Source organism: Chitinophaga sp. 10T418, from assembly GCF_056394125.1.
On sequence record NZ_JBFTHG010000005.1, the window covers coordinates 322,808 to 346,252 of the forward strand.

A 23,445-nucleotide genomic window follows, 5' to 3' on the forward strand; every position below is an offset into this window, starting at 1 on the left:
GATTAATTCACGGCGAATTGTACTTCCCCGTTTTTATTGATGGCAACATAATAATCCAGCGGATAAATGTTGGCAGCATCTTCCAGGTAAAACGCTGGTTTGTCGCCGCCTTCCGAAGACAATAATTTAGCGAAACGGCCATCTGGTGTAATGTACAGGGTGGCTTTCTCATCCAGTTTACTGCTTGTAGTTTCTTTGGCTCTTTCCATAATATTTGCCCAGGCCAACTGGCTATCTGTTGCTTTAAACTGGTACCAGGCTATTTGCTTATTTTGCTCCAGCGGAAACAGTAAATTTTCCAGTTGCTCCGCTTCCTTTTTTTCGTATGCTTCCTGCAGTTTGCGATAAAGTGCTAGGATTTTTTCTTTTGCATCCGGAATTTTGCGGATGTCAGTAGCAATTGCATAACAGGGCAATTCATAAGGCACCGCATCTATTTCAAAATCGTTATTCACCCTGGCGGATAACTGCCCACGGAGTTTCGACACCCTGGTATACCGGGAGGAATTTTCGCCCGTACGCAGACTGGTATCTACATAAGGAGTACGAAAATCAAGTACCACCGGTGACTGACTGGAGTTTTCACTCCACTTGTTCATAACAACATGTACCACTGATTCCAGGTGCAACTGTTTGCGGGGGGCCCCATTGTAATCTTTTCCCGGCAACACTTCTACGGTGATCTGCTGTTGTTTTCCTTTTACCAGGTATTGATTAATATCTGCGGTAACACCCAACGTGCGGGCGCCCAGATGTTCCAATGCTAAAAAACCATTCACATAAATGCGGTAACCGCATTCATCGTTGTCTACTTCCAGTTTATAATTATTTGTATTGGAAGATGGATGCTGGGAGGTGTAGATGCTGGTAATACGGTTTTTAACCGGATTGTTAAAGCTGAGGGAGATGGATGCCTTTTCCTTGTTGCTCAAAGTAAGCAGGTTGCCTTCAAAATCGGGTACGCCAAACTCGATGTTCTTTTCTGTTGTTTTCCAGCTCAGTAATGTACTTGAACTTTCTTTTAACCCTGTACCGTTTGTAGTTTCCAGTGCATTCAATACATCCAGGGCTCCTTTCTCCATATCAAAACCAATACGGGTCAATTTCTCATCTTTAGTATATACCTGCAGTTCGTTAACAGGTTGTCCATAATAGGTGAAGAGTCCTTTCAGTCTCATTTGCAGGATACGTACAGGAACAGAATCAATTCTCACATCCGTTCCTGGTAGTAAGGCAATGACTGAATCCAGTTGTTGCCTGCTATGTATATTTTCTATGCGAATTTGCTTGTGGGTGCAACTGCTGGCTGCCATTACGAATAGCAGCAGGGCGCCGGTATATAATCTGCTCATCAGTTATTGATTTCTTCTGGTTTAACAAACACAATATGTACGGTAGGCTCTTTTGTTATCTTAGCCACAGTTTCAAAGTTCTTCTCTGTAAAAAGTCCCACCAGCTGATGATTATTCTTCCATACAAGTAGCTCTTCATCATCGAAATTAGAAAAGTCGTTGGAAGAGTCCCGGCCCGGTTGACCGTAAGCTTTGGTGAGCTTATCTTTCAGGGTTTCAATATCTTCCTTTTGTTTAAAAAGTTTTATATCGACAGTGCTGACATGCAGTTGATCGTCAGACATAGAGAGGCTCATGTATCTTACCGGGATGTCCTGGAACCGTAGGTATCTTTCGTCATAAAATTCATAGCGGTCCAGGCCGCCGTGGGTAAACTGCAGTGCAGGGTATAGTGCCAGGATATCCGAATCGCGGGTTATTTTTTCAAGATGGATGATATCGGCCTTTTTTGGGGGTGAGGCCTGATGGTCACAGGCAACAAAGGCGTGAAACAATAAAAGACATAATACCAGGCTTTTCTTCATATAATAGATAGTGTATCAGGTTATTAAAACCTGAAAATAGAAAAGAATCACGGATCCCCGGTCCCTGGTAATGTATCTGCACGATATGCGCCTATATCCGTTACCATAAATCTGAAATCCGTAATTCTTATTCTTAGCTGGAAAGTCCCGCTTTCCTGTTATCGATGCTATAGGAGCCTGCTCCAAAGTAAGCCAGCAACAAGGCGCCGCCTAAAATGGCCACATTCTTCATAAACATCGCCATCTGCATCTGTGACTGCATGGGATCTTTCACGGACCAGAAATTATGCAATGCGATGGTGACCGGGATCAGGAAGATAACGATCAGCCACGCGCCATATTTCACTTTATAGCCCAACAGGATACTCAGCGCACCCAGCAGGGAAATGAGCCCCGCCAATGGCACCATAAAACCAGCCAATGGTACACCGGCAGCTGCCGCATAGTCAGCACCGGCACCAGTGATGTGATTAAGTCCGGACATCAGGAAAATAAGGGCAAATAAAATCCTGCCCACGAGTGGAACAATTTTCATAGTTAATCGATTTAAGTAATGCGACAAACCTAGTGCTATTTGCGCGGTGATGGAATAGAGTAACCAAAAGGATAGCGGTTTCCTGGACTATAGCAGGCATTACGTATCTTTACATCAGAAAGAAAAAATGATTGTATGCGAAAAGAAAATTCCTCTAATGCTATCAACGAAAGACAGTTACGCGGAGACTGCGGAACAGCCTATACCCTGTCGTTGATTGGCGGCCGCTGGAAGCCCAGCATACTGTGGCGGTTGTTGGACGGTAAAATGCGTTATAGTGAGTTGAAGAAGTCCATTTCCGGTATTTCCGAAAGAGTGCTGGTACTACAGTTGAGAGAACTGGAAAACGATCATCTCGTGAAGCGGATTGTGTACCCTGAAGTACCTCCCCGTGTAGAATATGAACTCACTCCTCTTGGATGGAGTATGGAGAGCATGTTACAGCATATTTCTGACTGGGGTACTTTGCACCGCGAAGATGCCACGGCTCGTCAGTCTGCTAAAAAAACAGCAGCCGTAGCAATGGCAGATAAAGGTTAAGATACCAACGCAGCCCGGGAACGTGCTGCGTTGGTATCTTGAGTCATTCATTTGCGCATCCCGGACAGCCGGGTGCGTCACTACTAAGAAGTAATTCCTGCATCTTCCAATGCGCCCATTGCCAGGGCGATCCAGTCTGCATCATGAATATCTTTGGCCAGAATGGTAGTCAGTCTGGATTGTACCAGGTTAGCTATCGGCATCGGCGTATACGACCTGCGCGCCGTTTGCAATACCAGGTCCATGTCTTTCAAACCTAAAGCTGCACTAAAAGAGGGGTTGCCTGTAAATTTCCGGTCCAGTATCATGGTGCCGTAATTTTTGAATATCGGCCCTGTAAACAAGGTACTGGTCAACATCTCATGCGCCACGCGCGGATCCACATTATTTTTTTCAGCGAGTGCCAATGATTCCGCCATTAACTCAATAGCACCGGCAATCATAAAGTTGCCGATCAGCTTTAATACATTGGCGCTGCCGGCATCTGTTCCCAGGTCAAAAATATTCTTGGCAAATCCGGCTTCCAATAAGGGCTTGATTCTTTCTTTCGCCGCTGCTTCTCCCGAAATAACTGCGTTGCCTAATTTGGCAGCAGCAGCTTCCGGACGTGCAAATACCGGAGCAGTTACAAATTCTACCCCCTGCTCCCGATGCAGCGTTGCCAGTTCCCTTGATATATCCGGCGATACGGTACTCATCGATACATGGATGCCACCCACACCCAGCGCCTTTATCAAAGCATCTGTAGCAATAGCTTTTACGGCATGATCATCTGCTACTAAACTCAGCACTATGCCTCCTTTCACCGCCGCTTCCTCCGGACTACCGACCAGTATTGCGCCCAGCTGCTCCAGTGGTAATGCCTTTTCCCGGGTACGGTTATATATTTTCACGGTATATCCTGCTCGCAGCAGGTTTTCTGCAATCGGGTAACCGAGATGGCCGGTACCTATAAATCCAATGGTTTCCATAATACAATCTATTAATTATTCAAATCTATTCATTTTGATGGAATTATGAGAACACATTTATTGTGCTGCTAATGGCGCTCAAATCCACGCTGTACTTATCATGAATCATGCAGGAATACCTTAAGCATCTTTTTATTTTATGGGTGGAAAGGCATGAAAAAGGTGATCACTGTCGGGAAATAAATACCAGTATAAATTTTTACTGCTGCGTTATTTAACGTATTTTAATAGAGCAACGACTAAAATTACTTCCACGATGAAAACTATCCACCAATGGCTGGACGATTACGGCAGCAGCCACCGTAATCATACCAACAAGCTGATTCACTGGGTTTGTGTACCGGCTATCTTTTTCAGTATAGTAGGCTTTTTATATGCCGTGCCGTTACCCATACCTGGCATAAACATATATATCACGTTAGCACATGTGGTATTACTGCTGCTGATCATTTATTATGTACGTCTCTCTCCTTCCCTGGCGGCAGGCATGCTGATAATTGGTATTCTTTGCCTCTGGCTATGGCGGCTGATCGCCGTTTCCGGCCTGGTCATCTGGCAGGTGGCACTGGCCATTTTTGTACTGGCCTGGATAGGACAGTTTATCGGACATAAGATCGAAGGTGCCAAACCTTCTTTTTTCAAGGATCTGCAATTTTTGCTCATAGGGCCGGCCTGGCTCCTCAGCTTTATTTATAAGAAAGCAGGCATTCCACTATAGCATAGCATACCATACCCTCCATGCAGGGAGAAAAACCGGAGATTTACTTTATATCTCCGGTTTTTTTGATTAAATTCAGGAAACAACTGCCCTGCATATGAGCCTCAAACTTCTACCTTGTCTAGCAAGTATATTGCTATGCGCGTCTTACTCTTTTTCTCAAGCCCAAAAAATCAGCGGTAAGGTAACTGATGCCAGTACAGGTGCTGCCCTGGAAGGTGTTACCGTACATGTCAAATCCGCTGCCAAAGGCACACAAACCAATGCTGCCGGTACTTTTACACTGGACGCTGCTGCCAGTGACATCCTGGAATTCAGTTCCATCGGGTATGCACCCCAACAACAAAACGTCAACGGCCGAACGCAGATCAATGTCCAACTGGTATCATTGATTGCTGAACTGGGTCCTATTGTATCTGTAGGTACCCGTGGCGGAGGGCGGGCCAAAACGGAAACACCCGTGCCGGTGGATGTAATCAGTGTAAACCAGGCCGGGCTACCCAGCGCCAAAATGGAGTTAACTTCCCTGCTGAATGCGGCCGCTCCTTCTTTTAACTACAACAAACAAAGTGGTAGCGATGGCGCCGATCAGATTGATCTCGCCACCTTAAGAGGACTGGGACCCGATCAAACACTCGTACTTGTGAACGGCAAAAGACGCCATCAAACAGCTTTTGTGGCTGTATTTGGCACCAGGGGCCGTGGTAATTCCGGTACGGATCTCAATGCCATTCCGGAAGCATCTATCGACCGTGTGGAAATCCTCCGTGATGGTGCTTCTGCACAATATGGCTCTGATGCCATTGCAGGGGTTATAAATATCATTCTGAAAAAAGATATCGGCCACCTGAATATTACCACCGGTTATGCCGGCTACTATGATCATAAATACAATACTTATTTTAACCGCGATTTAAAGCAATATGAATACGCCAACCCTATAGATGGCAACACCGTTACCGTTGGACTCAATTATGGGCTTCCATTGGGCAAACGCGGTGGATTCATTAACTTCTCAGGCAACTTCCTGAAACAGGGTAAAACATTCCGCCAGGTATCAGACACCAATCTTACCCATACTGATGGGTTGCCGATTAACTCCGGAAGACGCGCCCATGGCGATGGTTCTGTTACCACCGGTGGTGGTATGATCAACCTGGAAGTACCAGTAGGCAGCAGTGCCACCACCATCTACGCATTTGGTGGCTACAACTATAAATCTTCTGACGCCTTTGCCTATACACGGGCTTTCAGCGGTCACCCGGAACGGTTTCCTACCAATGCAGCGGGAGGCCTGATCTTTTATCCGGACATCATGGAAAGCATTCCTACTCCAGGTGCAGCGCCGGACACTATTTATAATCCGCATATACAAACACATATCCAGGATGTATCGCTGGCGGCTGGCGTAAAAGGCAGCACGCATAACGACTGGAAATGGGATTTCAGCAATACATTAGGCAGGAATGATTTCCATTTTTATGGAGATAAAACCTTCAATGCGTCCCTGGGAAGCACCAGCCCCACACACTTTAACGATGGCGGCTACTCCTTTTTACAGAATACCACCAACCTCACTTTCTCAAAAGATATTCCCAATATAGGCGCCGGCTTTAACCTGGCACTGGGTGCGGAATACCGTTACGAAAACTACAAAATATATGCAGGTGATGAAAACTCCTGGAAGAACTATGATCCTGCATTTATTAAAGCCACCGGTGCACAGGGATTTCCCGGCTACCGCCCTACCGATGTAGTGAGTGCTAACCGCTCCAACATTGCCGGATTTGTAGATGCAGAATGGGATATCACTAAAAAATTCCTGCTTGGCGCTGCCATCCGTGCAGAGAACTACAACGACTTTGGCTTTACCAGCAACTATAAACTGGCAGCACGTTATAAAGTGGCGCCACATTTTAATATACGCGGTTCCGTTAGTACCGGTTACAGGGCACCTTCTCTCCAGCAGATTAACTACAGCTCCCAGTTCACCAACGTACAGGGCGGTCGTATCACAGAAGTGAAAATTGCACCGAACAGCAATATCATCACCCAATCTGCCGGTATCCCTGCATTAAAGCAGGAAAAATCGTTGAATGCCAGCCTGGGATTTTCCTGGAAACCAATCTCAGAACTGACCATCACCCTGGATGGATACCTGGTAAAGGTGAAAGACAGGATTGTATTATCCGGACAGTTTAATAAATCTGATGCTACATTAGATCCTGTATTTCTTAAAGCACTCAACGACCTGAGAATTGATAATGCCCAGTTTTTCGCCAACGCAGTAAACACCACTAATACAGGTCTTGACCTGGTTATCGACTACAATAAAAAATGGGGTGATCAGCATTTCCGCGCACTATTTACCGGGAATATTCAACACATGAATATTGACAAGATTAATGTACCGGATAAACTGAATGACAGCTACCTGCACCGCAACGAATTTTTCAGTGAAAGAGAACAACATTTCGTACTGGCATCTGCCCCTCCGGCCAAACTGGGACTGAATCTTGAATATGGCATCAAAAAATTCAGTGTTGGTACCCGCTTAGTCTACTACGGTAAAATTGTGTTACTGGGTTATGGCTTTGCCGGTGATCCGGCCAAAGAAGGCACCGGATTACCCGGAGATCCCAACCTGGAAGGTACCGGTATCAGCCCGCTCGTAGCGCTGGACAAAGACGGTACCCTGGTACCGGAACAGTTTAACTACAAGGGTAAAGTGACTACAGACTTCTATGCCAGTTTCCGTTTCTCTTCTCATGTAAGCTGGTTCCTGGGCGCAGATAATGTTTTCAATGTGCATCCTGATCTGGGATATGTGCCTGGTGCAAAACTATCTGCATATGACGGTGAAACCGGTGGTCCCTGGGATGCAGTACAGATGGGCTTTAACGGCATCCGGCTGTTTACAAAAGTGGCATTGAGTTTTTAATTACTTTATTAGCTTTACACTGGGAATAGGGTATTTCCAGTGTAAAGCTATCAAGATGATACAAATAATCAGGACAGACTCCAACAACACTGACTTCAGATCACTGGTAACAGCACTGGACAAATTATTGGCTCAACGCAATGGAGAGGATCAGTCTTTTTATGAGCAATTCAATCAAGTGGCTGACATTAAACACTGCGTCGTAGCATATATTGACGGCGTTCCGGTTGGTTGTGGCGCCATCAAAGCCTATGAAGCAGATGGGATGGAAATAAAAAGGATGTTTGTTACGCAGGAATTCCGTGGAAAAGGAGTTGCTACGGCAATATTGAAAGCGTTGGAATGGTGGGCAGTCGGGTTACACGCTTCCTATTGTATCCTGGAAACAGGAAAAATACTGCCGGAGGCAATTGCACTCTATCATAAAAATGGTTACTCCCTTATTCCAAATTATGGCCAATACACTGGCGTAGAAGAAAGTGTATGTTTTAAAAAGGCAGTTTCCGATGATTAATCGTAACTGCCTTTTTAATATTAAGCAGATAAATACAACCGGAGTATATAAGACATCTCATACAAGATAAAAGCTAGTACCAGGGCCCCGTGAAAAGTCCGGTTACTGATTCTGATGGCCAACAGGCACAACACAATATGAACAACATTACGTATCGGATATTCGATGCCAAAATGATGATAGTATATCTCTCCCTTTAATAAGGTATCCACCACATCTGCGATAAAGGAAAAGGCCAGCACACCAAAGAACCACTTTCGCCGCGAATAAAAATAGTCGGGGTAACCGGTATAATCTTTCAGGTCATCCGGATATAGTAATGCACAAAGCAGGAAGAAAGTTGTGATAAAAGATATCACGAAGATATACTCCGGGAAGGTCCATTTTTTAATAGAATACAGGGGCATTTCCCACCACCAGAAATGTATCAGCAGAATAAAAATATAGAACACCCAGGAAAGGTGTATCCAGTAAGGCTTTTCCCGGTTGGGATGTTGTATGAATTTGGCAGTACCTTTCAGGAGGTGTGCAATACTAAGACTAAGGATAAATCCTATCACCATTCTTACGTGACCAAATGTTTCCATAGTGTGGGGGCTTTGTATGAATTTAATTCATTGGCCCGACAAAACAAAAGCCCCGATTAAAATCGGGGCTTATTTACCTAAACCTACAACTGTTACACTGTTATTGCAACAATATTTTTATGTTGAAAACTGTTCCGTTAGTGCATAGCAGACGGATCCAGTTTCGGTGCTTTCTTCGCTTTTACCATCAGTACAAATGGCACACAGATCAGGAACAGAATTCCCAGATACAGAAACACATCCATATAAGATAAGGTGGCTGCCTGTTTGGTGACTGTGAAATCGAGTAACTTATAGCCGGTATTCAATGCCTGATGAGGGTCCATACCTTTGGCGGTAAAGCTGTGCTGTAAACCATTTACCCGGCTAATTACATCGGGGTTATTGGTATCCAGTTTAGCTACCAGGTCGCTACGGTGCATCATATTCCGGCGGGCCATAAACGTAGTAATCAATGCTACTCCGAATGAACCTCCCAACTGACGCATCATACCTGTAAAGGCGGCACCCTGGCCAATCTGCTGTCCTTTCAGTCCTGACAATGATAAAGTGGTAATAGGAATAAAGAGTAAACCCATACCAATACCACGTACAATCAGCATCCAGAAGAAAGATTCAGAACCGGTATCAGCCGGTGTGATGATCTTATATCCCCAGAAACAGAAGACAAAGAACAGGAACATGCCACTGGCTACCATGTATTGTTGTGGTACCCCTTTTTCCAGCATTTTACCGATCAGCGGCATCATGACTGCTGTAGTCAATGCGGCCGGAATCATCAGCATACCTGATTGTGTAGCGGTCCATCCCAGTGAGCCTTGTGTATATAAGGGTATGATAAACGTAGATCCGTATAATCCAAAGCCCATGATAAACGACAGGATAGTACCTACCCGGAGGTTCCCATTTTTGAGCACCCTCAGCTCCACAATTGGATTCTTATAAGTAAGCTCTCTCCATACAAAAAAGAACAGGGCCAATGCACTTGTTACCGTTAAAGCCGTAATGGTGGAGTCATTAAACCAGTCATCTTCCTGTCCGCGCTCCAGCACAAATTGTAAGGAGCCTACCATCAACGCCAGCAGTCCGATACCGAGGAAGTCGATTTCGCTGACCGAACGTTTTTCTCCATATTTCGGGCTACGTACAAACTGCAGGGTAAGCAGTGTAGCGATTACGCCGATGGGAATGTTAATGTAAAAGATATAAGGCCAGGAGTAGTTATCTGTAATGAAACCACCTAACGGAGGTCCTAAAGTTGGACCAATGATTACCCCTAAGCCATAGATGGCCTGGGCAATCCCGCGTTTTTCAGGCGGATAACTTTCTGTGATAATAGTTTGTGAAGTTACCAACAATGCACCTCCACCTAAACCCTGTATGAAGCGGAATATGATCAGCTCAAACATCGTAGTTGCGTTACCGCAAAGGAAGGAGGAAACGGTGAAGATAATAATCGACGCCGCAAAGTAGTTACGACGGCCGAACTGTTGTGATAACCAACTGGTCATCGGTACAATGATTACGTTACCGATGGCATATGCCGTAATCACCCATCCTATTTCACTGAGCGTAGCGCCCATGTTACCACGCATGTCATTCAACGCCACATTTACGATAGTAGTATCTACTATCTCCAGCAAGGCGCAGAATATAGCAGTGATCGTGATAATCACCCTGCGCGAGCCGTATTCTATCAATGATTCTTGTTGCATGCAGCACTTTGTATTTTGAATGAGAACAATTTCACCCGGAGTTAATAATTAATGACGAACATGATCCTTTCTGTTGATGATATTTTGTGTCGAATCGATTACGCCTGTCTGTTAATTATTGCATGGTTCCGTTCCATTAATTATTAACTCCGGATAAGTTGTTATTCATTTGTATGATTAGTTGAGATGCACATCTACCAGTACGTTCATACCCGGGCGTAACTGTTTTACCAGYTCATCATTCGGATTATCGAACTCTATTTTCACCGGTAAACGTTGTACCACCTTCACGAAGTTACCAGAAGCATTATCTGCTGGCAGCAGGGCGAATTTAGAACCGGTAGCTGGTGCGAAAGAAGTTACTTTTCCTTCCAGACCTTTACCAGGGTAAGCATCTATATGAACGGTTACTTTCTGGCCCAGTTTCATTTTGTCCAGCTGTGTTTCCTTGAAGTTAGCCACTACCCATGGTGTGGTGTTCAGTACCACGCTGAATAAAGATTGACCGGCTGCAACAAACTGTCCTGGCTGTACGAAGATTTTTGACAGCACACCATCTTCAGGAGCTGTGATGATAGCGTAAGACTGGTTCAGCTTCGCGTTTTCCACATCGGTTTGGCGTTGCTTGATACCGGCATTTGCCACATTGATTTGTTTGGAAGTAGCACCACTCTGGGAAGTTACCACGCTGGTCTGGCGACCGGCAGCAGCCTTCTGTTTAGCTAATACATCCAGCTGACGTTCCGCCGTTTGTTTAGCAGCGGAAGCCTGTTCAAATTCCTGTTGCGTGATAGAGTGATCTTTGATCAGGTTAGCATAACGATCGAAATCCTGACTGGCTCTCCAGAGGTTTACTTTCGCCGCTTCGATTTGTGCATCGATGGTACCTACCTGCGCCTGAGCAGTGCTGATACCTGCCTGTGCAGCAGCAGTAGAAGCTTCTGCAGCACCCAGGTTAGCCTGCGCTGCAAACAAACCGTTTTCTGCCTGTTGTACCGCAATAGCCAGATCGCGGTCATCCAGAATCACCAGGGTATCGCCTTTCTTTACGAACTGGTTATCTTTTACTCTCACTTCTTTCACATAACCGGATACGCGGGGTATAACCGGGCTTACATTAGCATCGATCTGCGCATTATCTGTTTCTTCATGATGCTGACCATGAATATATTTAGTGATACCAAATGCGCCGCCACCCAGCACCAGCACTGCCAGCACTATGACGAACCCTTTGCTTTTCTTTTTAGGCGCGGTTGTTTCCTGCATGTTTATATTGTTAGTAGGTTTTGTTTGAGTTTGCGTTTCCACAGCTTTGATATTTATTAGTTTGATCGTATTATTTGTTGTTGGGTTCCAGTATACCGGCTGCCTGTAACAGTTTGTTATAAGCTACGAGTGCATCTGCTTTAGCATAAGCGTAGTTCAGGTGCGACTGCAGGTTAGCCACATCTGCATCCAGCAGATCTGTGGTAGTAGCCAGGTTATTATCATGCTTATTCTTCGTAATCCGGTAGTTTTCTTCTGATTGTTCTATCGCCTTAATATAAGTGTCCATCTTCTTGTGGCTCAGGAGGTAGTTTTCGTAAGATTGATACACGTCCAGGTGTATATTATCTGCGATCTTCGCTTCGTTGGCCTGTACTTCTGCCATTTGAGCTTTAGCACCAGCTACTTTTGATCCTGTTTTCCAGAGAGAAGATAAATTATACTTAACACCTACCCCTGCAGTCACTGCATTGGTAATGGTGATGAGGTTCGGTACATAAGCTGCGATGTATCCGCCGGTCACTGCCAGTGAAGGATAATAATCTGCTTTTGCACCTTTTACGCCGGCAAATGCGGCTTTTTCGCGGGCGCTGAGTGATGCCGCATCCTTACGGTTCTGATAAGCCAGTTGCTCAAATTCCGCTACGCCACGACCATCTATATTGTTATCTACTTTAAAGATGGTGCTATCTACCTGAATCACGGTGTTATCCGGTAAACCCAGCATGATGTCCATGTTCAGGTTGGCAATTTTCAGGTTGTTTTCAGCGTCCATTAATGCCAGTTGGTAGTTTGACTGTTGCAGTTCTGCCTTTAAGAGGTCATTACGGGCAAGCAGACCATTCTTTTCTTTGTTGGAAAATTCCTTTACTCTTTCATCCGACTGACGGATGTTCTCCTGTACCAATGCTACGGCAGCTTTTGATTTATACAAATTGCTGTAGGCAGCAATCGTGTTCTGGATAACATCTTCACGGTCTTTATCAACATCCAGTCTGGCTGCTTCTGCGAGGTAACGGGCAGATTCTTTACCACTCTGCAATTTTCCACCTGCAAAAATCGGAATAGACACATTGGCGGATCCGTACGCTGCCTGATTTACTTTAGGGCTTTCTGCAGGGGTACCACCACTATTGTCTCCCAGCTTCAGTTTCAGGTCTATGTTCGGCTGAGTGAGTCGAAGATAAGAACCGGAAACACTCACATCGGGTAACTGACGTTCATTTGCTTCTTTGAGTGAGGCAGTGGCTTGTTCTACTTTAGCGTGGCTCACTCTTAATTGTTTGCTGTTTTGTATACTCAGCGATATGGCTTCATTTAACGAAAGCGGTTTTACGCTCTGTTGTGCGGATGCTGTCTGAAAGAAAAAAGTCAGCAGGATTCCCGATGCAAGCGCATATAATCGTGCGTATATGCTTTTAGAATTCATGTGTTAGGATTGCTTTGAACAATTTTTTTAAATGTATACTTACTCTGTTTTTAATATACACGCTGTAATCTTCGTCACTGATGGCGTCGGATGGAGCGCTTTTCTTTAGTATATGCTGAGCAGGTATTACCTGATGAATAGTCCCGAATAAAGTCGTCATCAACATTTCAACATCTACATCTTTATGAAAAATGCCCGCTTCCTGCGCGTGTGTAACAATGGGCTGCATTAACCCGAGCATTTCCCCTTTCAGTTGCCATATCAAATCCCTTACGGGGCTTTGCTGGCTGTTTAATTGTTCCCGGCTCATAATGCACTGGAAATATTGTTCTCCCAGCATCTTATTAATAAACCGGTCAATGAGACTGTTTATTTTTTCCAGCGGTTCCATCGTATCGTTCTCCAATAATTCATTGATGAACTTACGGGAAGCTTCCATTCTATATCTGAAAATAGTCTCCAGTAATTTGTCCTTTGATCCGAAATAATAGGAGATCATGGCAATATTTACATCCGCCTCCTGCGCTATGTCCCTTACCGATGTGCCATGAAAGCCCTGATCGGCAAATAGCCGCTCTGCAACCTTTAAAATTGAGAGCTGTTTTTCACTATACTCTTCCATGTTCCTTTTTTAGATTTGACAAAGCAAAGTTAAACAAACGTTTAATTTAAACAAGCGTTTATTTAATCACTTGTTTAAATTTTATTTTTATAAATTTATATAATAATGATTATCAGCAATAATTGTTAAAATTTTAAGGAGTTTTTAATTTTTGTTAATAACCCCTTCACATAAGACGTTAAATTTTCACCCTTTTTGTACGTTTTTATGAAAGAATATTATAATTTAAGAGAAGCAACCAAAATCCCCTCCTAAACAATCAATCACATGCGTCTTCCATCCACCTTTCCTGGTATCGTTTTATTTGCCGGCATCATTACCGGTACATTGGATATCCTGTCTGCTTGCGTTTATTTCACGATCGTTTCCCATGGGGCGCCGCTCTCCAAACTATTCGCCTATATCAGCAGCGGCGTATTTGGAAAGGAAGCCTTCAACGGCAATCCGGCCATGACCTGGCTGGGACTGTTGTTTCATTACCTCATCGCAGGCACCTGGTCCTTTATTTTCCTGAGTATCTATCCTAAAATACCTGGCCTACGTAACTACCCGGTGGCAACAGGTCTCGCGTACGGCTTGCTGATATGGACCATCATGCAGTTCATTGTTCTTCCGCTGAGTCATGTACCACATGGCACCCTTCGTTTAGTCAGCGCACTGCTGAATATCGTCATCCTCATGGTCATGATCGGACTACCCCTGTCTTTTATAGCTAGACGGTATTACACGAAGTAAAGGAGCATCATGCGCGGCAGAGATGCAACTGTGGCCAGTTTCATCTCTCCCAAAAACACTTGATAATTTAATTTGCTAAATCGATTTTCTAATACAAAAAAATAGTACCTTAGGGCAGCAACAGCCAACAACAAGCAAATCATATTTAATAACAGGAAGTGGAAACTAACGGGATACAGGTCCGTTAGCACGACTATTATTGCCGGTGATAAATGAAGTATCAGTATAGCAACCAAAATTAATAACGCAGGAAATGAGGCATTCCATCAAGCTGTATATCCTGACAGCAGTTATATGTATCGTGGCATTGGCCATTGTACAGTTCTTCCTGATATACAATACCTATCAGCTGCTCGACAGTCGCTTTAACTACGTGGAAAAAGGCAGGATAGGTGAAGCATATAACCTGGCGATCGCCAACGATAAACTATTTCCGGGCGGGCAGCCATTGCTCGACAGTATTATTATACCGCAATATGCTTACCTGGAAAATTTGTATAAAACCAATCCGCAAAGCTTTGATACTGCCGCCCAGCACCTGGTGAACAACATTGTTCATGAATTAGTAAAACATGAAAATGCTGACAGTCTGCTGAAAGCTATCAAAGTAAAGGATGGCATCCAGGATTCCCTGCTCTATGCACTCTGCATCCACCGCCTGGACATTAAATTCAAAGACAACCAGTATGTGAACCTCTATAACCGGTTTAAAAAATATCCACTCATCCCGGCTGCCCACCAGTCGGAAATGGGTTTATATATTTGTGGTAACCTGCAACAACTGAGTGAAAGCAGTGCAGCCTCCTCATTGGTAGCCAATTCTCCCCTGCCCTATTCTTATTCACTCTCCTTTTCTTTTTATGCAGACCCATATAACCGCCGTACCCTGGTACTGCAACAAATGAGATATACCATTCTACCCGGCATACTCACGCTCCTGGCAGTGATTACCCTCTTTGGTATTACCCTGCATAAATGGATCAGGCAAAAACATTTGTCGGATATGAAGTCGGACTTCATCAATAATATTACCCACGAATTTAATACACCTATTACTGCTATTATTGTAGCCAATAAAAATATACAGAACGAAAAAACACTGGACAATAAACAGAGTGTTACCGCTTTGTCTGTGATCATTCACCGGCAGGCAGAACGCCTGAAACTACTGGTAGAAAAGGTGATTAACATTGCCGCCACAGAAAAGCTGCAACTCAAACGGACCCCGAATGATCTACAGGAACTGATCACGGAAATACTGGCGGTATACAGTCTTAATACCACCAACCAGGCCATCCGCTTCACCTTTAACAAACAAAATTTTCCGGCCAGCATTGAAGCAGATACATTTCATTTTACGACACTCCTGCAAAACATCCTGGACAATGCCGTGAAGTATAATGATCATACACAGAAAGAAATTATGCTGAGCGTTCTGCAGCAAAAAGAAGGACTGGACCTGATCATACAAGATAATGGTATTGGTATGGATGCCAATACCCAGCGCCATATTTTTGAAAAATTCTACCGCCATCAACCCCGGCTTTCCAAACCCACCAAGGGTTTAGGACTGGGGCTCTACTATGTAAAGCAATGCGTTGATACGCATGGCTGGAAAATCAGGGTCTACAGCGAGCCGGGAGCTGGCAGTACTTTTACAATTAGCATACCTACAAAAAACATCATCACATGAAACATCACATTCTGCTGGTAGAAGATGAAACAGACCTCGGTAATGTAGTGAAACAATACCTGGAGCTGATGGACTTTGCGGTTGACTGGCAACAAAACGGTCAGGCTGCATTGGAGGCCTTTACTGCTACGCCACAGGCCTGGCATATCATATTGATAGATATTAACCTTCCCGAAATGGATGGTTTTGAATTTGCACAGCGCATCATGAAAATACAGCCTAATGTACCTTTCCTTTTTCTCACCGCGCGTGGTGAAAAGAAAGACCGTTTATATGGTCTGAAGATCGGTGCAGACGACTACATTGTAAAACCCTTTGATGTAGATGAATTGGTGTTGCGAATAAAAAATATTCTTAAACGAAACCAGGTTGTAAACAGCATCGCCAAAGTGAATGCCATTGAATTGGGCGGCATGCGCTTTCATAAAGATTCACTTAAACTGGTAGCACCCAATGGTAAAGAAACTATTCTGACACCATTGGAAAGTGATCTGCTGTTGCACTTCTATCACAACAGTAATAAAGTGATCCGGCGGGAAGATATACTCCACCAGGTATGGGGCGCCAATGATTACTTTGTAGGGAGAAGTCTGGATGTTTTTGTATCCCGCTTCCGCAAATACTTCCAGGGCAATGAAAATATCAGCATCCGCAATATTTATGGTATCGGGTTTATGTTTAATCTTACCTAAGAAAAAAAGGGCGGGCGCTACATCGCTCAAGGGCCCGCCCCTGCACATCTTGAACCATACAAGATGCTATGCCTGTTTATCAACCGTATCTTGATTATTTTAAAAAGTAATATCAGGGGAAAAACAAGTACAGGAGGGTTAGCCGCTGCAATAGTGTTTTTCATAGTCATACATAGTTAACAGGTGTTGCCTGAAAAAGTTCACCCCGGCTTCCTGAAATATTAATCACTGCTTATTTGTAATTTGCTGTACCATTACGCCAGTTATCATGCAAGCCATTGAATTAATAGACCAGCAATATTTTTCCAGTCAGTACCGGTTCATGCCGCCGGCCGCTGATCTGTCGGAACATGTGGTGTATTACTGGCTGCTGGACTTACGCCAACCCGCCCTGCAGCAACAGGAATTCAGGGAATTACTGCTCGCCAACATGTGTTCTTCACTGGTACTAAACCTGGGCGCTCCTTTTGAAATGTATGATGCCCAAAACAGGTGGCTGCATACCAGCGCCCAAAGTGAATTAATCGGCTATCGCCCTACAGCTGTGGCTTACCGGCATCTTTTTAATAACTACCTGGTAGGTATCAAGTTTAAACCAGCCTCTCTTAACTACCTTTTTCATATCAAAGGCGCAGAGATCAATGGGAAGACGCTGCCAGCCGGAGATGCGCTGCAACATCTCCCCCGGCTGGAATCAGCCGTGTACGACGCCGCTGACCCTGACCGCATTAAAGTATTGCTGGATGAATTTCTGCGTAGCCAGGCGCCATTACCCGCATCCGGCAGGCATTTCCGCTATGTACAGCAATCTCTCAACGGACCGGCATTGCTGCAATCCGGCTACCAGCTAAAGAAACTGGCAGCATTACTCTATCTCTCTCCCCGCACACTGGAACGATATTTTACTACTTCGCTGGATATCAACCCAAAACAGTGCTTGTCTATTCTGCGATTCCGTGAGGCGGTCACACAATACGTACAATACGGCTATAAGGCCGACTGGGAAGCACTGGGTTATCATGATTTCTCGCATTTCCGCAAAGACTGGCGGCAGCGGTCCGCCGTCAGGTTCTAAACAATCCCTTGTCGCGAAAACTGTCGCATTTTTACACCAACTCCTTCCTCCCTGCCCTTTAAGTTTGTTACGCAATAAAAGCATTCCACTATGTTTTCTAATCAGCGCAAAAGACTGGTCAGCCAGTTTCCCGCAGATGCAGTCGCTATTCTGACGGCCAACGATACTATGCCTACCAATGGAGATGGCACCATGCAGTATTTCCCGAACGTAAATCTGTACTATCTCAGTGGTATCAAAGAAGAAGATGCCATGCTGGTACTTTGTCCCAGCCATCCGGATGTGGCCCTGAGGGAAATACTTTTTATCAAACGCACCGACCAGCTCTTCGTAAAGTGGCTGGGACATACTATCGATAAAGAAGCCGCCGCCACGCTGTCGGGTATCGCTACTATTTTTTATACCGATGAGTTCTGGACTGTGATGAAGAAAGTAATACCACTTTGTCGCCGCATACTACTGCATTCCAATGAACACGCCCGCTCAGAAAATGAAACCCAGACCAGGGAAGACAGGCTACTGCTAACCTGTAAAAATTTATTTCCCCTGCATGAATATGACCGGCTGTATCCCTTGCTGGCAAGACAACGCATGGCCAAAACACCGGAAGAAATTGTATTACTGCGCAAGGCTTGCAACGTCACGGAAGCGGGTTTCCGGCGATTACTAAAATTTGTAAAGCCCGGCAAAACCGGCTACCAGATTGCAGCGGAACTGATTCATGAATACATGCAGCAACATACCACCTGGGCGGATTATAAACCTGTAGTAGCTTTTGGGGCAGATACCTGCATATTACACTACCGTGCAAATGAAAAAGCTGGCAAAGACGGCGACCTGGTATTGATAGATGCCGCTGCCAGTCAGGATCTTTACAATGCAGACCTTACCCGCACCATCCCTGTCAATGGCCGTTACACGCCCCGGCAACGCGCTTATTATGATGCGGTATTACAGGTGCACCAACAACTGCGGCAACATGTGCGTGCCGGTATACCGTTGTTAGACTTATGGCAGGCTTCCAATGAGCTGATCCTGGAAGCGCTGTGTCAATTGGGTTTATGCACTCCGGATGACATCCGGAAAAACGGGGCTGCTTTCTATCTGCAGAAATACAGCTACCATAACGTTTCACACTTTATAGGTCTGGATGTACATGATGCCGGTTATTTCCATGAGCCAATGCCAGTAGGCGCCGTGATTACCAACGAACCTGGCATTTATAATGCAGAAGAAGGAATTGGAGTAAGAATAGAAAACAATCTGCTCGTTACCGCAGATGGGTATGAAGATCTGATGGCAACTATTCCGATCGAAGCGGAAGAAATTGAAGAAATAATGAATTAGCTGTTAGCCATTAGCTTTTAGCTTTTAGCAAAATGCCACGGAGAACATAGTATATATGTTTCTCTCCGTGGCATTTTGCTAAAAGCTAAAAGCTAATGGCTAACAGCTTACTTCAGCGAGTTGATCCAGGTGGCAATTTTCACCGCATCGGCCTGTGGCACCTGTGGGAAAGGAGGCATTGGAGTGGCATATCCAAGCCAGTTTTCCGGCTTAGGATTTTTGATCAGTGCCAATATTTTCGCCACTGAATAATTCCTTTTGGCTACTTCTTTAAAACCAGGGCCTACTTGTTTCTTGTCAGGATTATGACAGGAAGAGCAGGTATATTTATTCAGCAATGGTTTTACCTGTTCGTAAGTCAATGGTTTAGCTGTTGCTGGTGTAGCGGCGGTAGATGCAGCTTTTGCATCAGCCACTTTCGTAGCAGTGGTAGCTGGTTTGTTAGCAGAGTTTTTGGTGCTCAATGCAGATACCGGCAGCTTATCTCCGTCAGGAATATTATTCAGCGTATAGTATACATCCGGGTGTACAAGTGAGTATGATCTTTCGGTGGTACGGATACCATTCAGACTCAGTTTGTGAATATAGTACTGACGCAGACCATCGATCACCAGGCGTACTTTCATACCATCAGGAGATACCTGTACACCTTTGATGGTCAGCTTTTCTGAGTTAACAGTAGGGCTGCCATACACGGGATGATATTTGTAGATAAAGCTTTCTACATTATAGGAAGCGATATCTTCTGCATACTTCTTGTCTACCGGTTGCGTGAAAGTGATTTCAAAACCATCCGGCATAGCACTAACGGTTCTCATTTCAAAAGGAACGCGGTTGTTCCATACAAGGCGTTGAAGGCCCTGGTTGGCATCACCGGCAGAACCCCATCCACGGTTGGTTTCACCTACAAAGAGGGAACCATCTTTACCCCAGGCCAGGCGCAATACGCCAGACTGAAAGCCGCTTCTGAAATCCCAGGCAGCACCCTGGTATTCGCCTTTTACTTTTTCCAGGTACACGCGCATGATTTTGCTTTGTCCCTGGTCACCGATCAACACCTGTTTCGCAAAAGGACCAAAAGCGCCATCCGGAATTGTAGTAAGCTGTGAGTTGGAGATTCCTAAAACACCGTGTGGCAGCCATACTGCGGGCAACTGTACTTCAGGAAAATATTTCTTCATATCAAACAGCGTCACAAACTTTTCGTTTTCTACGTTCTCGGGTTTGATCGCATTGCCATTGGCATCTTTGCGATAACGGGGATCCACTTTGCTATACAGTTCTTCTGTAGTCAACTTAACAGGAGAGTTAGGCATACCTGTCCAGCGTAAACCGGCAGGGTGGCCTACAAAGCTACCTTTCTTTACATGGGTGAGTCCACCGGAACCCATCCAGTCGCCCTGGTTTTCTGTGTAAAACAGTTCACCATCGATGGTACCTAAACCGCAGGGAGAACGGAAACCGGTTGCCCATGGTTCCATTTTACCATCTTCGGTAATGTGCATCATCCAGCCTCTCCAGGGAACGCGGCTTTCACCACGCCACCACTCTTCGTCACCGAAGGCTACGTTGCCGGATACAAAGAAAGAGCCATCCGGGCCCAGTACGGGACCAAAGCTGTATTCATGATAGTGACCGGATAAAGGCCAGGAGTATACGGTTTCGAACAGGTCCATTTTACCGTCCATATTGGTATCGGTCATTTTGGTCAGTTCACCGCGTTGTGCACAGTAGAGGGAACCATTCTTGTAAGCCAGTCCCAGTACTTCATGCAGCCCGGAAGCTACTTTTCTGAAGTATGGTTTGTTGCTGGTTGGATTCTCTACAATAAAAATATCGCCACGGCGGGTAGCTACGCCAAGGTCGCCGTTTGGCAGGGTACATAAACCACCTACTTCCAGCAGGGTCCCTTCCGGTGAACTGATACGCGCAATGCGGAAAAAGTCCTCTTCCTTAGGAGATTCCTGTGCTTTTACAGAAGTGATAGCAGTCGTCATCAGGAACATACCTGCGGCTATTCCTGCTGTAATTCTTTTATAATTCAGTTTCATAATAGTCATTAGTATTGCTGCTTAGAAGATAACCGCATAACCTGTTTTAGCCTGTACCGGCACTATCAGCTCTGCGCGGCCGTTCTGGTTGCGGATGATGGGATTCGCCTTAGTATCGTCCATCTTCACATAATAAGATTTATCACCGATCACATATAAACCCGGAGATACCTGTTCTATACTATCTCCAACGGCTATACGCAGATACAGGTCGGCCGCAGGTTGTTGTACTGTAACGGTACGGTGAATACCCTGATTTTCCGGCAGCACGCTGATGTCGTCTGTTACAGCGGTACCATAAACATTATAATGGAAAGTCGGTTTGCCGTTTTCATCGAGTGCGTAACCAGTTGGACGGAAGCCTGTACCGGTAGTATCTGAACTCCACGCAGCTTCTTTGCTGACCAGTTTCTCAATGGCCAGTGAAGGCTGGTTGGTCAGCACCTGTACTGTACCCATAGGACGGGAAGAACCATCGCCACGGTCATGCCACATCGGGGTGGTGTTGAGGAATTCGCCGCGCCATACCTGGAAAGGTGCGCCATTGTCCATATCATAGGTGTAATGCACTTTAGCAGGACTACCTACTGATACTGCATGTACCACGCGTTTACCACCACGAACATCCATAAAGCTGCGCAATACGGTGTTTTCGTTAGCTGTTACCAGGATAGGATCTGTAGGATCATCTACCGGTACATTGGTATCGCTGATCACAAATTCGCGGATACCTGCTTCTTTTACGGACAAGGTCAGTGAAGCCTTTGCCCAATCGGTGTTTTTAGCATATAGCACTTCCACCGGATAGTCTCCTGGCTGCAGGTCAATAGTACCATTACCATCCCATCCATGTGGATTGATCACTGCCTGGTTATTTACCTTCAGTAAACCCGGACCACCGGAGGTATGGAGGTTAAAGCCATATTTGCCGGCCGTTTTTATGGATAATGTAGCGGTATAACGCACCAGGAATTCATTATCCGGTAAGCCTGTCACATTGGAGGTCAGTTGTGCGGCAGTGCCGGTAGCAAGTGGCTTCAGTGTAGCAAAGTCTGGTTGTTTGTCGAACCGGCCTTTATATACACTGTACTTCACGTCCTGCAGTGTTGGTTTCGGAGCGTTGTAGTTGTTGATCACAATATTTCTGAATGCTACGAGGCCGTGATCTCCCTGTATGCGGAGTGGTCCGGAGGCTACTTCATTATTTTGCATAGCGCCACGTGTAGGACCAGAAAGTACTACATTTTCCTGGATGGTTACACCATTCAGTTCCAGCTTCAGGACCACTGCATCGGCAATTTTATTACCGGCTGCATCAAAGCGGGGAGCCTGGAAAGCAATTTTCATGTGCTGCCATAAACCGGGTGCACGACTTGCATTCTGGCGTGGCGCATGGCCATCATAGCCTTGCTGTCCTTCCGGTTTGCTGTCATTCCAGCGTTCGTAGATGCCACCGTTATCGGATGCGCGTGGTGCAGTGGTGCCCCAGCTGTCGAGCAACTGGATCTCATATCTTCCCTGTAAATAGATACCGGAATTGGAACCTTTGGCCATCAGGTAATCGAGTTCCAGGTCCAGGTCACCATGTTGTAACGTGCTGTAAAGATCTACCTGATTTTTTTTATCCGGCTGATTTACCAGGATGCCTGTACCGGCACTGGTTTCCAGCAGGTTGTTCTGCTGCAGGTCTGCTTTAACGCCACCGGCTATACGCCAGTTGCTGGCGGGCTGCTGAAATGCAGATAAATCTGTTAATGGCAATTTGTTCTGTGCCATCATCTGTTGACAACTGCCAATACTTAAAATCAATACCAAAGTTCTCCGGTCGTACACACCTAACTGTTTTAACTTTGGACGGAACTTGTTCCATCTAAGCATAGATCTGGATTTTTTTAAAAAGTTTACATTGATTGCTAAATGCATTTAGCCTTCTGGCCGGTGCATCATTTCTTTTATACAGGTAACCCCAATTGTTAATGAAATTTAAATTATCAACTACCGCTAAAACGTGGAACTGTGCTAAATTTGAATCATGCCAACAAAATAGAAATTAATTGTAACAAAGTAGGTAGCAAGGGTTAAAAAATTACACCAACGGTAAAAAAAGAGTACAAATTGACTATGCTTTTATTTTTTAT

The 23,445-nt window shown here is 45.1% G+C and carries 20 protein-coding genes; 9 read left to right on the top strand and 11 right to left on the bottom strand.

Translation table 11 applies throughout. The features are described from left to right. Nucleotides 1-2 precede the first annotated feature (2 nt). From AC1DCV_RS16545 to AC1DCV_RS16555, 3 genes are all read right to left on the bottom strand, one after another. Nucleotides 3-1,352, bottom strand: a complete 1,350-nt coding sequence (locus tag AC1DCV_RS16545) for a hypothetical protein (protein WP_477024169.1) — start codon at nucleotides 1,350-1,352, stop codon at nucleotides 3-5. Further along, nucleotides 1,352-1,876 (bottom strand): hypothetical protein, encoded by a 525-nt coding sequence (locus AC1DCV_RS16550; protein WP_477024170.1) that lies wholly within the window; start codon nucleotides 1,874-1,876, stop codon nucleotides 1,352-1,354. The genes AC1DCV_RS16545 and AC1DCV_RS16550 overlap by 1 nt, the downstream gene beginning before the upstream one ends. A 133-nt stretch (nucleotides 1,877-2,009) precedes the next feature. Next, on the bottom strand, nucleotides 2,010-2,411 hold the full coding sequence (locus tag AC1DCV_RS16555; RefSeq protein WP_477024171.1) for a DoxX family protein: 402 nt from the start codon (nucleotides 2,409-2,411) through the stop codon (nucleotides 2,010-2,012). A 135-nt stretch (nucleotides 2,412-2,546) separates the two neighbouring features. Here AC1DCV_RS16555 and AC1DCV_RS16560 point away from each other — a divergent pair, with 135 nt between their 5' ends. Next, on the top strand, nucleotides 2,547-2,951 hold the full coding sequence (locus AC1DCV_RS16560; protein ID WP_477024172.1) for a winged helix-turn-helix transcriptional regulator: 405 nt from the start codon (nucleotides 2,547-2,549) through the stop codon (nucleotides 2,949-2,951). 83 nt (nucleotides 2,952-3,034) lie between these two features. Here AC1DCV_RS16560 and AC1DCV_RS16565 read toward each other — a convergent pair whose 3' ends face one another. Continuing rightward, nucleotides 3,035-3,922, bottom strand: coding sequence for an NAD(P)-dependent oxidoreductase (locus AC1DCV_RS16565; protein ID WP_477024173.1), 888 nt, complete (start codon nucleotides 3,920-3,922; stop codon nucleotides 3,035-3,037). A 256-nt stretch (nucleotides 3,923-4,178) separates the two neighbouring features. Here AC1DCV_RS16565 and AC1DCV_RS16570 point away from each other — a divergent pair, with 256 nt between their 5' ends. From AC1DCV_RS16570 to AC1DCV_RS16580, 3 genes are all read left to right on the top strand, one after another. Further along, nucleotides 4,179-4,640 (top strand): Mpo1 family 2-hydroxy fatty acid dioxygenase, encoded by a 462-nt coding sequence (locus AC1DCV_RS16570; protein WP_477024174.1) that lies wholly within the window; start codon nucleotides 4,179-4,181, stop codon nucleotides 4,638-4,640. 97 nt (nucleotides 4,641-4,737) lie between these two features. Next, nucleotides 4,738-7,581 (top strand): TonB-dependent receptor, encoded by a 2,844-nt coding sequence (locus AC1DCV_RS16575; RefSeq protein WP_477024175.1) that lies wholly within the window; start codon nucleotides 4,738-4,740, stop codon nucleotides 7,579-7,581. Nucleotides 7,582-7,636: 55 nt separating this feature from the next. Beyond that, nucleotides 7,637-8,095, top strand: coding sequence for a GNAT family N-acetyltransferase (locus AC1DCV_RS16580; RefSeq protein WP_477024176.1), 459 nt, complete (start codon nucleotides 7,637-7,639; stop codon nucleotides 8,093-8,095). Between the two features lie 20 nt (nucleotides 8,096-8,115). On the opposite strand, the gene AC1DCV_RS16585 is transcribed toward AC1DCV_RS16580, so the two are convergent. The 5 genes from AC1DCV_RS16585 to AC1DCV_RS16605 form a co-directional block, all read right to left on the bottom strand. Continuing rightward, complete coding sequence (locus tag AC1DCV_RS16585; RefSeq protein WP_441576177.1) at nucleotides 8,116-8,682, bottom strand: hypothetical protein; 567 nt, start codon at nucleotides 8,680-8,682, stop codon at nucleotides 8,116-8,118. 137 nt (nucleotides 8,683-8,819) lie between these two features. Then, entirely contained in the window at nucleotides 8,820-10,397 is a 1,578-nt protein-coding gene (locus tag AC1DCV_RS16590; RefSeq protein WP_477024177.1) for a DHA2 family efflux MFS transporter permease subunit, read from the bottom strand. 177 nt (nucleotides 10,398-10,574) lie between these two features. Next, nucleotides 10,575-11,705, bottom strand: coding sequence for an HlyD family secretion protein (locus AC1DCV_RS16595; RefSeq protein ID WP_477024178.1), 1,131 nt, complete (start codon nucleotides 11,703-11,705; stop codon nucleotides 10,575-10,577). A 28-nt stretch (nucleotides 11,706-11,733) separates the two neighbouring features. Then, nucleotides 11,734-13,092, bottom strand: a complete 1,359-nt coding sequence (locus AC1DCV_RS16600; protein ID WP_477024179.1) for a TolC family protein — start codon at nucleotides 13,090-13,092, stop codon at nucleotides 11,734-11,736. After that, entirely contained in the window at nucleotides 13,082-13,714 is a 633-nt protein-coding gene (locus AC1DCV_RS16605; protein ID WP_477024180.1) for a TetR/AcrR family transcriptional regulator, read from the bottom strand. Before AC1DCV_RS16605 ends, AC1DCV_RS16600 begins: the two co-directional genes overlap by 11 nt. Nucleotides 13,715-13,981: 267 nt before the next feature. On the opposite strand from AC1DCV_RS16605, the gene AC1DCV_RS16610 reads away from it, so the two are divergent. The 5 genes from AC1DCV_RS16610 (at nucleotide 13,982) to AC1DCV_RS16630 (ending at nucleotide 19,256) form a co-directional block, all read left to right on the top strand. Next, a complete protein-coding gene (locus AC1DCV_RS16610) occupies nucleotides 13,982-14,449 on the top strand; it encodes a hypothetical protein (protein WP_477024181.1) in 468 nt (155 codons plus the stop codon). A 253-nt stretch (nucleotides 14,450-14,702) separates the two neighbouring features. After that, nucleotides 14,703-16,142: a sensor histidine kinase gene (locus AC1DCV_RS16615; RefSeq protein WP_477024182.1), complete on the top strand. Its 1,440-nt coding sequence runs from the start codon at nucleotides 14,703-14,705 to the stop codon at nucleotides 16,140-16,142. Then, nucleotides 16,139-16,834, top strand: a complete 696-nt coding sequence (locus AC1DCV_RS16620; RefSeq protein WP_477024183.1) for a response regulator transcription factor — start codon at nucleotides 16,139-16,141, stop codon at nucleotides 16,832-16,834. The genes AC1DCV_RS16615 and AC1DCV_RS16620 overlap by 4 nt, the downstream gene beginning before the upstream one ends. 268 nt (nucleotides 16,835-17,102) lie before the next feature. Further along, a complete protein-coding gene (locus AC1DCV_RS16625) occupies nucleotides 17,103-17,909 on the top strand; it encodes a DUF6597 domain-containing transcriptional factor (RefSeq protein WP_477024184.1) in 807 nt (268 codons plus the stop codon). Nucleotides 17,910-17,999: 90 nt separating this feature from the next. Beyond that, nucleotides 18,000-19,256 carry an aminopeptidase P family protein gene (locus tag AC1DCV_RS16630; protein WP_477024185.1) on the top strand — a complete coding sequence of 419 codons (1,257 nt, stop codon included), beginning with the start codon at nucleotides 18,000-18,002 and terminating at the stop codon, nucleotides 19,254-19,256. 107 nt (nucleotides 19,257-19,363) lie between these two features. On the opposite strand, the gene AC1DCV_RS16635 is transcribed toward AC1DCV_RS16630, so the two are convergent. Both AC1DCV_RS16635 and AC1DCV_RS16640 read right to left on the bottom strand, forming a co-directional pair. After that, a complete protein-coding gene (locus AC1DCV_RS16635; protein ID WP_477024186.1) occupies nucleotides 19,364-21,307 on the bottom strand; it encodes a hypothetical protein in 1,944 nt (647 codons plus the stop codon). A gap of 21 nt (nucleotides 21,308-21,328) precedes the next feature. Continuing rightward, nucleotides 21,329-23,185 carry a 3-keto-alpha-glucoside-1,2-lyase-like domain-containing protein gene (locus tag AC1DCV_RS16640; protein WP_477024187.1) on the bottom strand — a complete coding sequence of 619 codons (1,857 nt, stop codon included), beginning with the start codon at nucleotides 23,183-23,185 and terminating at the stop codon, nucleotides 21,329-21,331. Nucleotides 23,186-23,445: the final 260 nt, after the last annotated feature.